Source organism: Bacillus sp. FSL R5-0820 (assembly GCF_038593385.1).
In the GTDB taxonomy this organism is placed as follows: Bacteria; Bacillota; Bacilli; order Bacillales; family Bacillaceae; genus Bacillus; species Bacillus altitudinis.
On record NZ_CP151991.1, the window covers coordinates 2,812,168 to 2,827,439 of the forward strand.

Genomic DNA, 15,272 nt, shown 5'->3' on the forward strand with positions numbered 1-15,272 from the left:
TGGAGGAATTTCATATGACAGACATTCAGATTGGACAAATCGTGAAAGGTTTTTACAAAACAGGTGTTTACATTGGGGAAGTGACAGCCGTTAAACCATCTACTTATCTCGTTCAAGTAAAAGCGGTTTTAACACACCCCACTCAAGGTGACCTGCATCATCCAAAAGAAGCGGACGTACCTTTTTTTCAGGAAAGACGGGCTTTGGCCTTTAGGGAACAGACGAATATCCCTCATCATATGGTCAAGCCTTATGATGGCGACATACCTAATTATCAAGTATCACTGAAAGACGCCGTAGACAAATTGAAAAAAGGGCTCAGTGCGGATGATTCCAAGTGGGCTGAAAAATCAAGAGCGTGCCTCTCTTCTCTTGAAAAAGATTATTTTCCAGAAGACGCCCGCTAATCTGCCGAATCAAAAAAGTGAGAGAAGTCAATGAGTTCACCAATTTTGGTTGTTTGCGGATTTTCCACATAGGATCGATCTTTTTCAAAAAGGGTGAACAGCTGATAAGTGGTCATGGCATCATCGAGTGCTTTATGATGCTTACCAGCTCCTTCACTGCCGTACTCCTTAGCTGCTTTCCGAAGTCCTGTGAGTGTTCTATCCCCAAAAAAGGTTTTATATTCAAAAGCCAGATCCCTTTGATTCCCCTTAAAAGGAAAACCAATATGATTGAGCATACAGTTTTGCTTCAGTACCTTCATGTCCATATTTCCCCATGTGATAATCTCACAGTCTTCTCCCCCATCGAGTGACACGAGCTTCTCGATAAACGCCTCAAAAGAAATCCCGCTTTCTACATCCTGCTGCGTAATGCCAAGGAACGATTTACAGCGCTTTGTCAGCTTCGGGAACTTTTTCGGTTTGACATAGCTTGAGAATGTGTCTATGATCGTTTCATTTGATGCTTTGACGACACCGGCCTCAATGATTTCCGGGAAAAAATTTTGCGGATGATATTTCCCATCAGGCATCGTAAATTCAAAATCGACCACAAGCAGCGTCTTCTGTTCCATCAGTCTCACCCCACTTTCTCGTCTGTTTTCCATCCTGCTACTATTATATTAAGACGGACTTTGAAATCACTTCATTTTCGTGAAAATAATGCAGATTCACTATGCCCAACCTATTCATCAGATGAAAGATCGTTTATTTTCCTTTATAATTATTAAGGAACACGAAATAAATAAAGAAGGTGGTCTTTATCACAAACAGGAAGAAAAACTTGTACATCATGTGGTTTGTGAACTTTTTTGTATCTGCCAGCATTACAATGATCGTCCCTTTTTTATCACTTTACATAGAGTCTCTTGATAGCAGTTATTCGAATGAATTTGTTCAAAGATGGAGCGGCTATGTCTTTGGGGTTACGTTTTTAACAGCCTTTCTCATTTCTCCAATTTGGGGACGGATTGGTGACCGGCATGGCTATAAAAAGATTTTGCTCATTAACGGCATTGGGATTGCAACAAGCATTTTATTAATGGGGCTTGTTCAAACCGTTTATCAACTATTTGCGTTAAGGCTTTTCATGGGGCTTGTGACAGGCTTTATTTCGACTTCGATGGCACTGATTTCTGCACAGACCGAAAAGGCAACAGCCGGTAAGACCCTTGGTACGATGCAGATGAGTAATGTCGCCGGAGGATTATTCGGTCCATTAATGGGTGGATTTATGGCAGACAGTGTCGGATTCATTTATACATTTTTCTTAACAGCTGCTGTCATATATGTGTCAGCGATTGTCATTATCTTCGGTGTGAAAGAACAGCCGATCCGTTCAAAAGAAGCAAAACGGGTTTCTTACTCACGGAAGGACGTCCTTGTCCATATTTTCAAACAGCCTTTACTTGTCGTCACCATGCTGCTCACATTTATTACGCAAGTTGGGAACTTTAGTATTCAGCCGCTTTTAGCCTTGTACATTCATGATTTACACGGCCCAGTCAATCTTGCCTTTTATGCAGGGCTGGCGTTTTCTGCAACGGGGCTTGGCAATTTGCTGTTTACACGGAAATGGGGAGACCTTGGAGATCGTATTGGCCACGATAAGGTGCTACTTGCCCTTCTCATCCTCTCCTCCATTTTATTCATCCCGCAAGCGATGGCGGATTCCTACGGGATGTTAGTGATCTTCCGTTTCTTATACGGGATGGCACTAGGCGGCATCATTCCTTGTACGACGGCCTATATTCGCATCAAAGCGCCTGCCTCTATGCAAGGGGAAGTGCTTGGTTACAATGTCAGCTTCCGCTTTCTTGGAAATGTCGTCGGACCCGTTATAGGCGGCATTGTGGCGAGTCATTACGGAATTCCAGCTGTCTTTTATGTTACCGCCGGCATTTTCCTTTTCGGGGCATTATTTTTATGGGCGGTCCGCTCACAATCAAAGACAAAAGAGAGGAGTGTCTGATCCATTATCAGATACTCTTTTCTTCTGTCTAAATGCCTTGTTTACTAGACTTCACGTCTATTCTTTTCTAAAAATAACCTTCTCGTAATCGCAAAAGAATGGTACGATATGGCTAGAAATCCGAAGAAAGTGAGTGACCTCATGTTTCGTGCAATCATTGGTTGGTTATTACTTGCTGCCCTCATCCCATTATTTGTTCTGACTTTTTATCTATCAAAGGAAGAAGCCGCAAGTGTAAAACCTGTTAACGAAGTGCTTGATCAAAAAATCAAGCTGGAGAAGGTAGACTTTTCCCAAAACAGTTATATGTATGATCGAGATGGTTCTCTTATCTCTGAGATCGTATCAAACGATGAGAACCGTGTTTTCGTGAAATACGATAAAATTCCTGATTCCGTCAAGGAGCTGTTCCTCCGATCAGAGGACCGCAACTTTTATGACCATAAAGGCATTGACTTTATGGGCGTGATTCGTGCCCTTGCTGCAAATGTGAAAAACCATGGCATTAGCCAAGGCGCCAGCACCATCACACAACAGTTATCCCGTAATTTATATTTAAGTCATGAACGTTCATTCAGCCGAAAGTTTACAGAACTGCTCTATTCCTATGAGCTCGAGCGAAAATTTACAAAAGAGGAAATTCTCGAAAGCTATTTAAATACGATTTATTTCAGTAACGGGGTTTACGGTGTCGGTTCTGCGGCTAATTACTATTTTGATAAGCCGCTTAGTTCTTTGACGCTTGCACAGATGGCATTTATTTCTGCGATTCCTAACAACCCTACGCTGTATGACCCATTGAAACAATTCAAACATACAAAGAAACGCCAGGAACGGCTGCTTGGTATTTTAGAAAAAGATGGTGTCATTACTAAGAAGCAATACAAAAAAGCAGTGAAAGAAAAAATCAGCTTGTCCTTAAGTGAAAAGAAAAATCTTTACCCTGACTATGTGACATACGCCAATGAAGAATTTACCGATCTGGTGTCTGATCAGGAAGGCTTTACAAAACGATTGAAAAAAGCCAAAACAGCTGGCGCAAAAAAGGCAATTCAAAAAGAATTATCAGAAAAGGTCAGTGCATTGCTTCAAGATGGTGTGAAGATTTATACAGCACTAGACCCTTCCTTACAACAAAGAGCGGTTTATCAGCTCAATGCACAATTGCCTTATCAAGGTGTGGAAGGCGGTTCAGCAGTCATTAACCACCAAACCCATCAAATCGTCGCACTTGCTGGCGGGAAGAATTATAAAAAATTTGATTTCAACTACGCCTATCAAGCGCAAAGACAACCAGGTTCCGCCATTAAGCCACTGTTAGATTATGGCCCTTATATTGATCAAACCGGTGCCACGGCATCAAGCAAAATCAGTGCCGGCAAGTTTTGCAGTAGCGGATATTGCCCGCAAAACTATAATCATAAAACGTATGGAACTGTAACACTTGAAACAGCCTTTAAGAACTCTTACAATACACCAGCGATTCGTATGCTTGATACAGTCGGTGTCAAAAAAGGCTTCAGCTATTTAGAAAAGTTTTCATTCGAACATATTGTCGCAGATGATTACCGCCTCCCTTCTGCACTTGGAGGATTTACAAAAGGCTTCTCGCCGCTAGAAATAACCGATGCATATACCGTGTTTGGCAATCAAGGTGCCTATACGCGAAACCACTCCATTACAAAGGTCACAGACTTAAACGGCAAAACCCTTTACGAGTGGAAAGAGTCGCCGAAGCAAATCTATTCTCAGCGTACAAATGAAACAATGCGCAAGCTGCTTGCCTCTGTTGTGAAAAGTGGAACAGGGAAAAAGGCGAATTTCAATTCTCCTTATATTGGGGGGAAAACAGGGACATCCAATGACTACAAAGACATTTGGTTTGTTGGCCTGACAGATCAATACACAATGGGTGTATGGGTAGGAAGAGATAGAGGAACCGTTGAATCTATTTATAGTTCAAGCCCGCACTTACGTATTTGGAAACAAACTATGCAATACGCTAGATAAACAGGAGGTTTGATTGCGATGCATTCAACACAACCCTCTCACTTCATTTTATTTGACGGTGTCTGCAACGTGTGCAGTGGTGCTGTTCAGTTTATCATCAAGCGCGACCCGAATGAGCGGATGATGTTTGCTTCTTTACAATCAGATACAGGGCAGCGTATTTTAAAAGAAAACGGCTTGCCTTTAGATGAGTTCAATTCATTCATTTATATTGAAAATGGGACCCTTTATATGAAGTCAACAGGCATCTTAAAAGCCGCGCGGCATTTAAAAGGGATATACAGATGGAGCTATTTACTCCTCGCGATCCCTCGTCCAATCCGTGACTGGTTTTATCAGCTCATTGCAAAGAATCGCTACAAATGGTTTGGTCAAAAAACATCCTGTATGATGCCTACACCTGATATTCAGAAGCGGTTTCTTCCATAAAAAAAGCATCCTCCATCATCGGAGGATGCTTTCTTTCGTCTGATTAAGCTGGCAGACTCGCCATCACACTGTTATAAAGCTTAATAAATAAGTACAAAATGCCGATCAAAAACGTGGCCCAAAACAGCAGATTAAACATCATAAACCCAATTAAATTCAGCATGGAAAGTGATTGATAAATGCGTACCACAACCCAGATAAAATAGACGAGACTTGCTAAAACAAAAAGCCCAACAAGCAAAATGAGCTGCTGCGTCAATAGAAATGCAAGTAAGCTGGCAAACAAATAGACAACCGATGCAATCCGAATTTTCTTTAAGTTCTCCCCTTCAGGGTCCTTTGCAAAAAAGAGCAGCGCCAACTCTAACACCGTATCTGCAATGAGTTTTAAAGCAGATAAAATCATAAAATAAACAAGTGCAAATGCGGCAAATAAAGCAAGACGAATGCCCTGTTCAGAGAAAAATTCCAGCATTCCTTTTAAAATTCCTGCTTGGGTCAAGAAGTCAGTCGTGATACCTACTGTAAAAATAGAAAAGGCAGAGCTGAATAGCAAAATTGAAATCAGCGGAAAATATCCAGTCAAATATGTATTTTTCATAAATAGATCCTTTCTCATAAGCTCATTTTTATTATGGCTCACTTAAAACGGATTGACAAGATGCTTTCCAAGTAAACTGGAATCTAAATCAAATTTGTGATTTTGCACGTACATTCCTTCACAAACTTACATTTTCCCGTTAAAGTATTACTATTACGAAAAAATTGCGCGTTAGGGGTATACTCGTGAAAAAAACTTTAAGACTGCAAACACGGCTGACGATCTTTGTCTGTATTGTTGTCCTGATCTCCCTCTGTATCACATTCTTTACGATCTGGTCAGAAACAGCCAAAAATATTCATCAGCAGGAACGTGATATCGCCCTCTCCACTGCCAAAATGGTCGCAGAGGCTCCGATCACAGCAAAATCATTGGAAAAAGATCAATCATATACAGCACTGCGAAAATATACAACAAGTGTTCAGCGTATTACCAAAACCGAATTCGTTGTCGTCATGGATATGAACGGTATCCGCAAAACACATCCGAATCCGCAAAAGATTGGGAAGCGGTTTGCTGGCGGTGATGAAAAACCGGCATTACAGGGTAAAGAACATATTAGTACCGCATCTGGAACACTTGGCAAGTCCATGCGTGCCTTTGTTCCTGTTTATAACCAAGATGGCAAGCAGCTCGGGGCTGTGGCAGTTGGGATTACATTAAAGGAGATTGATTTAATTATTCATCAAAGCCTGCTCCCGCTCTACTTTGTCACATCGCTAAGCCTTTTATCTGGCATTATCGGTGCACTCATTGTGGCACGTAAAGTAAAGAAGATTATGTTTGGACTAGAGCCAGATGAAATTGCCACATTATTAAAAGAACGAAGCGCTATGCTAGAATCAACAAAAGAAGGCATTCTTGCCGTTGATCAGCACGGTAAAATCAAGCTGGCAAATGCAGAAGCTAAACGTCTTTTTCATAATATGGGCATTATGGTTGACCCTAGAGAACAAGATGTACAGGCTCTTCTTCCTTCAAGCGGCTTAAAGCAAGTAATCGAAACACGGAAACCGCTGCTTGATCGCGATGTCAGAATGAACGGATTGGAGCTGGTCTTTAATGAGGTGCCGATTACGGTAAAAGGGGAAATTGTCGGAGCGATCGCAACCTTCCGTGACAAAACAGAAGTCAAACACCTGGCTGAGCAGCTGAGCGGGGTGAAGATGTATGCCAATGCACTTCGTGCCCAGTCACACGAATTTATGAACAAGCTTCATGTCATTTTAGGATTGGTCCAGCTGAAGAACTATGATGACCTTGGCACCTATATTAAAGATATTGCGATTTATCAGCAGACAGAAACAAATGAAATCATCAACCATGTGAAAAACTCAGTCTTAGCCGGGTTTTTACTAGGAAAACAAAGCTACATCAGAGAACAAGGCGCAGCTTTAGAAGTCAATTGCAGTACACAGGTACCAAACTCGGAGGACCCAGCAGTCACACATGACCTTATTACGGTCATCGGTAATCTGTTAAATAACGCACTCGATGCCGTTTCTCATACAGAGAACAAAAATATCTCCATCTCATTCAGATATGTCCAAGAGCAGCTTCATATTGAAATTACAGACACAGGTGTCGGTCTGACAAAAGAAGAACAGGACATTATGTTTGATCAGGGCTTTTCAACAAAAGGAGAAGACAGAGGATTTGGCCTTTACTTTGTTGACCAAAGCATCAAAAAACTGAACGGACATATGATCGTCACAAGCGAAAAAGGAGAAGGAACGACCTTTAGTCTCCGTATTCCATATAAACAAAAGGAGGATTCACATGATTAATGTGTTGATCGTAGAAGATGACCCAATGGTCGGGGAGCTGAATAAACGCTACTTGACCCAAATAGAAGGTTTTGAATTAAAAGGGATTGCCACCTCATTTCAGAAGGCACTAGACATCTTAAAATCAGAAATCATTCACCTTGTATTGCTTGATATTTATATGCCTGGACAAAATGGGCTCGCCCTATTATCAGAAATTCGTGAGCAAAATCATTCCGTTGACGTCATCGTCATTTCAGCTGCAAATGAAGTGGATGTCGTACAGCAAACGATGCGAAACGGAGCTGTCGACTATTTAATCAAACCTTTTGAGTTCGAACGCTTCCAATCAGCACTGGCAGAATATAAAAGAAAACATGCCCTATACCAAACGATGAACAGCATCTCTCAAAATGATTTAGACGCGAAGCTTTTTCATAAAAAAGCAGAGGCGGAAAAAGTCCTGCTGCCAAAAGGCTTAACGAAGAGCACACTCAAACTCATCTGGACAAGCATTCAATCATTCGGTCAGCAGGCTTTCACGACCGAAGACCTAGCCAATCATACAGAAATCTCCCAAGTTTCGATTAGAAAATACTTGAAATTTCTTGAGGATATCGAAGTGGTTGATGTGGAGATGGCATACGGGACAATCGGCCGCCCTGTTTTCCAATATAAACTGAATACAAGCAACATGAATTTGATACAGCAATATCTTTAATTTGACACATCTGACCTTTCACAAAGGCCAGATGTTTTTTTATGGCATACGATGTCACAAACCCCTTGATATCAGCGGTTTCACTGTAGTAGAGCACATCATAAAAGCGGCATTATATCATATTTCAGCACATAAAAAGACATCGAATTTAGCCTTTTAACATTTTTTTAAAAATAAAACAAATTTCTATTTATTTATTCGATGGGAAATGATAAATTATGATTGATTAGTTCAACGAGATATAAGTCTGATGTCTTACATCTTCTCTCCTGTTTCCATCAATTTTAAAAGAATGCAGGATAAAATACCCTTTTCAGAAGGATAGGAGAAGGCAAGAGTCGGTCTTTTTTCGCGAGACTTTTCTGAAACTTTTAAATTTTATAGGGGGTTATGTTTTGAAGAAGCGCAAAATTGGACTTGCATTGTCCTTAGTCGTAGCAGCAGGAACCATCCTTGGAGCATGCGGCAACTCTGGCTCAAACAGCGGTGAAAACAAAAAAGATAAAGATCAATTCACTGTTGCAATGGTAACTGATGTCGGTGGTGTCGATGACAAATCGTTTAACCAATCTGCTTGGGAAGGTTTACAAGCATTTGGGAAAGACAACAATTTAACAAAAGGTAAAAACGGCTTTGATTACTTACAATCTAAATCAGACGCTGACTATACAACAAACTTAAACACACTTGCTCGTGAGAAATTTGATTTGATTTACGGAATTGGTTTCTTAATGCAAGATTCTATTACTGAAATTGCGAATCAACGTAAGAAAAACCACTTTGCCATCGTTGATGCAGTTGTAAAAAAAGACAACGTAGCAAGCATTACATTTAACGAAAACGAAGGATCATTCCTTGTAGGTGTTGCAGCGGCTCTTTCTACAAAATCAAACAAAATTGGTTTTGTTGGCGGCGTTGATTCTGAATTAATCAGAAAATTCGAAGTTGGTTTCCGTGCAGGCGTTGAAGCAGCTAATCCAAAAGCAAAAGTTGAAGTGAAATATGCTGGGGCATTCGATAAAGCAGACATCGGTAAAGCAACAGCTGAAAGTATGTACAAATCTGGCGTTGACGTCATTTACCACGCAGCAGGCGGAACTGGAACTGGTGTCTTCACAGAAGCGAAAAACCTGAAAAAAGCTGATCCTGACCGCAAAGTGTGGGTCATTGGTGTTGATAAAGACCAGTATGATGAGGGTAAAGTACCTGGAACAAAACAAAGTGTCACTCTTACTTCTATGATTAAGAAAGTAGACACAGCGGTACAAGACTTAACAACAAAAGCAAAAGAAGGTAAGTTCCCTGGTGGCGAAGTGATCACGTACGGTCTGAAAGAAGGCGGCGTTGACATCTCTCCATCTCAAGAGAATCTTGATAAAGATGTATTGAAGAAAGTCGAAGAATGGAAACAAAAAATCATCAAGGGTGAAGTGAAAATCCCTGCAACACGTGATGAACTAAAAGATTTTAAAGCTTAATTTGTGCATCGGGATAAGCGCGCCTTATCCCCTTGCCTCTCCTTTACCTCCTCTTTATTCGTAAAAGGTGGTAAAAGAAAAGCTGCAGCCTTGTTTTGCAGCTTTTCTTTTGCTAGTTTTTATCTTCATCAGCACCCTAAAAAAGGAGCGGTTAAACCTGTGGATTATGTCATTGAAATGTTGAATATACGCAAAGAATTCCCTGGCATTGTAGCAAATGATAACATTACGCTGCAGCTAAAAAAGGGCGAAATTCATGCGCTGCTTGGTGAAAACGGCGCTGGAAAATCAACGCTCATGAACGTGCTTTTCGGACTGTATCAGCCTGAAAAAGGTGAAATCAAGGTACACGGAAAACCGGTTACAATCTCTAGTCCAAATGATGCAAGTGATTTAGGCATTGGAATGGTCCATCAGCATTTTATGCTAGTAGATACATTTACTGTGGCTGAAAACATCATTTTAGGAAAAGAGCCAAAGAAATTTGGAAAGATTGACAAAGAACAAGCCATTCAGCAAGTGCAGGAACTTTCTGACCGTTATGGACTGAAAATAGACCCTGCCGCTAAAGTATCTGACATCTCAGTCGGTATGCAGCAGCGAGCAGAAATCTTAAAAACACTATACCGCGGCGCTGATATCTTGATCTTCGACGAACCAACAGCCGTCTTAACACCTCAAGAAATAAAAGAACTCATACAAATTATGAAAAACTTAATCAATGAAGGCAAATCCATTATTTTAATTACCCACAAGCTAAAAGAAATTATGGATGCCTGTCATCGCGTGACCATTATCCGAAAAGGGCAAGGCATTCGTACACTTGATGTGGAACACACAAACAAAGACGAGCTTGCCAGTTTAATGGTCGGCCGCGAAGTCTCATTTAAAACAGACAAAAAAGCAGCCTCCCCTGCTGAAGAAGTCTTGCAAATTCAAGATCTCACTGTCAAAGATGCACGAGGAATTGAAGCCGTGAAACAACTCAATTTATCAGTGAAAGCTGGTGAGATTGTCGGAATTGCGGGTGTAGACGGAAATGGTCAATCTGAATTAATTGAAGCCATTACAGGTCTGAAAAAATCCGAATCTGGCACGATCATGCTAAACGGGAAAGCCATTCAAAATCTCCCGCCTCGTAAGGTCACAGAATCTGGTATCGGACATATTCCTCAAGACCGTCATAAGCACGGACTTGTCCTTGACTTTTCAATTGGAGAAAATATTTCCTTACAAACGTATTATCAGCGTCCATATTCGAAGTTTGGCTTGATGAATATGAAAAATATTTATCAAAAAGCAAAACGAATCATTGCTGAATACGACGTACGGACACCTAGTGAATATACAGAAGCACGTGCGCTATCAGGCGGTAACCAGCAAAAAGCCATTATTGGCCGTGAAGTTGACCGAAATCCTGATTTATTAATTGCCGCACAACCGACACGTGGACTTGATGTCGGAGCCATTGAGTTTGTTCATAAACGTCTGATTGAACAAAGGGATTCAGGCAAAGCTGTTCTGCTCATATCCTTTGAGCTTGATGAAATTATCAATGTCAGTGATAAGATTGCTGTTATTTTCGAAGGCAGCATTATTGCCATTGTTGATCCAAAAGAAACAACAGAGCAAGAACTTGGTCTGTTAATGGCTGGAAGTACGCAACAGGAAGTGGGGAAAGAAGCAAATGTCTAATCGCTTAACAAATCTGCTGATTCCGCTTATAGCCATTGTACTTGGTCTTTTCGTTGGGGCCATCATTATGCTGGCAAGCGGTTATAGTGTCATCGAAGGTTATAGCGCCCTTTGGAATGGCGTATTCGGTGAAACATATTATATGGGAGAAACCATCCGACAAGTCACTCCTTATATTTTATCAGGACTTGCTGTTGCCTTTGCATTTCGGACAGGCCTATTTAATATCGGGGTAGAAGGTCAAATGCTGATTGGCTGGGTAGCTGCTGTATGGATCGGCACAACTGTCCATGCACCTATGTATATCCATCTGCCTCTTGCACTGATCACAGCAGCAGCTGCTGGTGCATTATGGGGCTTTATTCCCGGATTTTTAAAAGCTCGTTTTTACGTACATGAAGTCATTGTCACCATCATGATGAACTACATTGCCCTTCATGTCACAAATTATTTAATCTCAAATGTCTTAACAAACAATAAAGATAAAACAGAAAAAATTGATGCAACAGCTTCCCTTCGATCTGGTTTTTTTGAGCAGATCACTGATTTCTCTAGAATGCATAATGGGATTTTTGTTGCCATTATTGCGGCTGTTGTCATGTGGGTTATTATCCAGAAAACCTCTAAAGGGTTTGAATTACGCGCAGTTGGGATGAACCAGCAGGCCTCTCATTATGCTGGGATGAACGTTCGACGCAACATCATTTATGCGATGCTCATTTCTGGTGCCTTTGCAGGTCTTGCAGGTGCGATGGAAGGACTCGGAACATTTGAATATGCTTCGATTAAAGGATCATTCACTGGCGTTGGTTTTGATGGAATCGCTGTTGCCTTATTAGGCGGAAATACAGCTGTTGGTGTCGTCTTAGCGGCATTATTGCTTGGTGGATTGAAAGTCGGTGCTTTAAACATGCCGCTTGAATCTGGCGTACCGACTGAGGTCGTTGATATTGTGATTGCGATCATTATTCTTTTCGTTGCCTCAAGCTATATCATCCGTCTTGTCATTCAACAATTGAAGAAAAAGGGGGGAAAATAAGTGGGATTTCTGCAAATTCTTGAAATCATCGTCCCGGCTACACTTGTTTATGCTGCACCACTTATTTTAACCGCTCTTGGAGGCGTCTTTTCAGAAAGATCAGGTGTCGTCAATATCGGTCTTGAAGGTTTGATGGTCGTCGGAGCATTTTCTAGTATTATCTTTAACTTAATGTTTGCTGATACGTTTGGTGCCTTGACCCCCTGGCTCGGTCTTCTTGTTGGTATGGCCATTGGCGGCGTGTTCTCACTCATTCACGCTGTTGCCACTATTACGTTCAGAGCAGATCAAACGGTCAGTGGTGTTGCGATTAACATGCTTGCCCTTGGTGCTACGCTGTTTGTTGTCAAACTGATTTATGGCAAAGCACAAACGGATAAAATTACAGAACCTTTCTATAAAGGAGATATTCCCCTTTTAAGTGACATTCCGATCATTGGTGATATTTTCTTTAAAGATGTGTATTATACGTCCATTCTCGCATTGGTTCTTGCGGTTGTCGCTTGGTTTGTTTTATTTAAAATGCCGTTTGGCTTGCGACTTCGTGCAGTCGGCGAGCATCCAATGGCAGCTGATACAATGGGAATCAAGGTATACCGGATGCGCTATATCGGCGTCTTCATTAGTGGTCTATTTGGCGGTCTTGGCGGAGCTGTGTATGCATCGACCATCGCTCTTGACTTCTCACACGCCACCATTACAGGACAAGGCTTCATTGCGTTAGCCGCCCTTGTTTTCGGGAAATGGCACCCATTTGGCGCTATGGGCGCTGCTTTATTCTTTGGATTTGCACAAAGCTTAAGCATCATTGGCTCTCTGCTTCCACTGTTTCAAGATATCCCGAACGTATACATGCTCATTGCACCATATGTGCTGACGATCCTAGCTCTTACTGGCTTCATTGGACGAGCAGACGCACCAAAAGCACTTGGTACCCCTTATTTAAAAGGAAAACGATAAATAAATACCATGTATGATCAATCCCCTGAAGGACAAACTATCTTCAGGGGATTTTTGTATGATAAAAACGACAAAACCCCCGTTTATTTTACTTTTATTACACTTAATTTAGTTTAATAAATAGATGAGTGTCACAGAATCTTCTACAATTGAGACAAATAGCATTTGGGGGTGTTTATGTGGCTAATACACAACAATTGAAATCGATTACAAACGATTCTGACAATAATAAAAGCGTTTTCCGAAAAATTCTTTCTTGGAAAATTGGTGTTATTGATCTACCTGTGTATATAGTACTTGCAGCGATTATTTTAACTGCCGCTTATTTTAATAAAATTCCAGCAAATATGCTTGGTGGTTTCGCTGTTATTATGATTTTGGGGATTTTCCTAGGAGATGTAGGACAACGTATTCCAATCTTAAAAGATATTGGTGGACCGGCGATTCTTTCTTTATTCGTACCATCGTTCCTGGTCTTTTTTCATGTTCTGAATCCAAACTCGTTGGAAGCGGTTACGTCTCTGATGAAAACGTCAAACTTCCTATACTTCTATATATCTGCTCTTGTAGTAGGTAGTATTCTTGGGATGCAACGAACTGTTTTAGTACAAGGCCTTATTCGTATGTTTGTTCCTCTTGTTGCAGGTACAATTACAGCTGTAGCTGCTGGAATTCTAGTGGGTCTTCTAGTTGGTTACACACCGCATCATTCGTTCTTCTTTATCATTGTACCGATTATTGCCGGTGGTGTCGGTGAAGGAATATTGCCATTATCAATTGCTTATTCACAAATTCTTGGTGTATCAGCAGAGTCATTAATTTCTCAATTGATTCCGGCTGCTGTTATTGGGAACGTCATTGCCATCATTTGTGCTGGCGCAATGAAAAAGCTTGGTGAAAAACGTCCTGAACTAAACGGGAATGGACGACTTGTTAAATCAAAAGAAGCAAATGAAATCTTTGAACAGCCTGAAATGGATACTAAAGTTGACTTCAGCTTAATGGGTGCAGGTGTGCTTGTTGCATGTACAACTTTTATCTTTGGCGGCTTATTAGAAAGTTTTGTTCATATTCCAGGTCCAATCTTAATGATTGTTCTTGCTGCATTAATCAAATACTTAAACGTGATGCCTCAGCATTTGCAAAACGGCTCACAGCAGTTCTACAAGTTTGTATCGAAAAGCTTTACATGGCCTCTAATGGTTGGTTTAGGAATTCTATACATTCCACTTGATGATGTGGCCACTGTTATTTCTATTCCTTTCGTATGTGTATGTATTGCTGTTGTTCTAGGCATGGTTGGTTCTGGTTACTTTGTTGGTAAATTCATGAACATGTATCCAGTTGAATCTGCAATTGTGACTGGCTGTCACAGTGGATTAGGCGGTACTGGTGACGTTGCAATTCTTTCAGCTTCTGGAAGAATGGGCCTTATGCCTTTCGCTCAAGTCTCTACACGTCTTGGCGGAGCAGCAACCGTTATTTGCGCAACAATCTTACTCAGAATGTTTACTTAAAAAAGAAACAAAAAGCATGTCCTTTTCATAAGGGACATGCTCAGATAGTTGACAAAGGGCTAAAATGTACTTTATTTTAGCCCTTTGTCTTCTTTTCAGCGTGATAGAAAACCTTTGCAGTCTAGGAAGGACGAGCACCGGAGCAGAGCGAATTTGACATTCGTGAGCACCGGAGCGCAGGACTGACAACGAATGCGAGGGTTTTTCTACACGCTGAGCATGTCCTTTTCGTAAGGGACATGCTTTTTTTATATTTCTTTTCTCCCATACATCCTCATTCATCAGCTAATACAATTCGTAAATATTCCCGAGGCTGAAAAGGATACTGTTTCGCCTGAGGATAGGTCATATGGAGGAGTTGTTCGGAAAATAGCGGCCATTCACTCCCGGCCTGCCACCTTTTTTGATCATTTCGTTCAATCAAGAATGCTCCTCCTAAAATCGTGCAGAATATGCTTAAGCTGATGGTGATCTTTCGTTTCATTTGATCAGCTCCTTTAAGAAAAGCATGTACGAAATACAAAACAATATACAACGAGTTTCATTTTTGATAAAATATTTTTTGTGGTCAAAAGAACTCAAAATAAATTCAATTTGCCGTAAATCAGTTCAAACCAATGCACTATGTCTGTATTTAC

14 protein-coding genes are annotated in these 15,272 nt (G+C 41.0%); 11 read left to right on the plus strand and 3 right to left on the minus strand.

What is annotated here, in order from left to right:
* Window positions 1-14 precede the first annotated feature (14 nt).
* Window positions 15-407 carry a kinase-associated lipoprotein B gene (locus tag NST15_RS14640; RefSeq protein ID WP_008345812.1) on the plus strand — a complete coding sequence of 131 codons (393 nt, stop codon included), beginning with the start codon at window positions 15-17 and terminating at the stop codon, window positions 405-407.
* Here NST15_RS14640 and kapD read toward each other — a convergent pair.
* Window positions 404-1,021 carry a 3'-5' exonuclease KapD gene (gene kapD, locus NST15_RS14645; RefSeq protein WP_008345814.1) on the minus strand — a complete coding sequence of 206 codons (618 nt, stop codon included), beginning with the start codon at window positions 1,019-1,021 and terminating at the stop codon, window positions 404-406. The two genes, NST15_RS14640 and kapD, sit on opposite strands and share 4 nt — an antisense overlap.
* Before the next feature lie 218 nt (window positions 1,022-1,239).
* Between kapD and NST15_RS14650 the strand changes: the two genes are divergently transcribed.
* The 3 genes from NST15_RS14650 (at window position 1,240) to NST15_RS14660 (ending at window position 4,857) form a co-directional block, all read left to right on the plus strand.
* Complete coding sequence (locus NST15_RS14650) at window positions 1,240-2,418, plus strand: MFS transporter (RefSeq protein WP_220482436.1); 1,179 nt, start codon at window positions 1,240-1,242, stop codon at window positions 2,416-2,418.
* 108 nt (window positions 2,419-2,526) lie between these two features.
* Window positions 2,527-4,428, plus strand: a complete 1,902-nt coding sequence (locus NST15_RS14655; RefSeq protein ID WP_041507700.1) for a transglycosylase domain-containing protein — start codon at window positions 2,527-2,529, stop codon at window positions 4,426-4,428.
* An 18-nt stretch (window positions 4,429-4,446) separates the two neighbouring features.
* A complete protein-coding gene (locus NST15_RS14660; protein ID WP_017358953.1) occupies window positions 4,447-4,857 on the plus strand; it encodes a thiol-disulfide oxidoreductase DCC family protein in 411 nt (136 codons plus the stop codon).
* Window positions 4,858-4,900: 43 nt separating this feature from the next.
* On the opposite strand, the gene NST15_RS14665 is transcribed toward NST15_RS14660, so the two are convergent.
* On the minus strand, window positions 4,901-5,458 hold the full coding sequence (locus tag NST15_RS14665) for a YufK family protein (protein WP_017367952.1): 558 nt from the start codon (window positions 5,456-5,458) through the stop codon (window positions 4,901-4,903).
* A gap of 185 nt (window positions 5,459-5,643) precedes the next feature.
* Between NST15_RS14665 and malK the strand changes: the two genes are divergently transcribed.
* From malK to NST15_RS14700, 7 genes are all read left to right on the plus strand, one after another.
* Window positions 5,644-7,245 carry a malate sensor histidine kinase MalK gene (gene malK, locus NST15_RS14670; protein ID WP_017367953.1) on the plus strand — a complete coding sequence of 534 codons (1,602 nt, stop codon included), beginning with the start codon at window positions 5,644-5,646 and terminating at the stop codon, window positions 7,243-7,245.
* Window positions 7,238-7,945, plus strand: coding sequence for a response regulator (locus NST15_RS14675; RefSeq protein ID WP_008345826.1), 708 nt, complete (start codon window positions 7,238-7,240; stop codon window positions 7,943-7,945). Before malK ends, NST15_RS14675 begins: the two co-directional genes overlap by 8 nt.
* A 395-nt stretch (window positions 7,946-8,340) precedes the next feature.
* Entirely contained in the window at window positions 8,341-9,423 is a 1,083-nt protein-coding gene (locus NST15_RS14680; protein WP_008345828.1) for a BMP family protein, read from the plus strand.
* A gap of 159 nt (window positions 9,424-9,582) precedes the next feature.
* Complete coding sequence (locus NST15_RS14685) at window positions 9,583-11,118, plus strand: ABC transporter ATP-binding protein (RefSeq protein WP_008345830.1); 1,536 nt, start codon at window positions 9,583-9,585, stop codon at window positions 11,116-11,118.
* On the plus strand, window positions 11,111-12,157 hold the full coding sequence (locus tag NST15_RS14690; protein ID WP_048002202.1) for an ABC transporter permease: 1,047 nt from the start codon (window positions 11,111-11,113) through the stop codon (window positions 12,155-12,157). The genes NST15_RS14685 and NST15_RS14690 overlap by 8 nt, the downstream gene beginning before the upstream one ends.
* Window positions 12,158-13,117 (plus strand): ABC transporter permease, encoded by a 960-nt coding sequence (locus NST15_RS14695; protein WP_008345835.1) that lies wholly within the window; start codon window positions 12,158-12,160, stop codon window positions 13,115-13,117. It begins immediately after the preceding gene.
* 179 nt (window positions 13,118-13,296) lie between these two features.
* The gene (locus NST15_RS14700) at window positions 13,297-14,634 is read left to right on the plus strand and encodes a 2-hydroxycarboxylate transporter family protein (protein ID WP_008345838.1); all 1,338 of its coding nucleotides are present in this window, start codon (window positions 13,297-13,299) and stop codon (window positions 14,632-14,634) included.
* A gap of 274 nt (window positions 14,635-14,908) precedes the next feature.
* On the opposite strand, the gene NST15_RS14705 is transcribed toward NST15_RS14700, so the two are convergent.
* Entirely contained in the window at window positions 14,909-15,118 is a 210-nt protein-coding gene (locus NST15_RS14705) for a hypothetical protein (RefSeq protein WP_035389253.1), read from the minus strand.
* Window positions 15,119-15,272 lie beyond the last annotated feature (154 nt).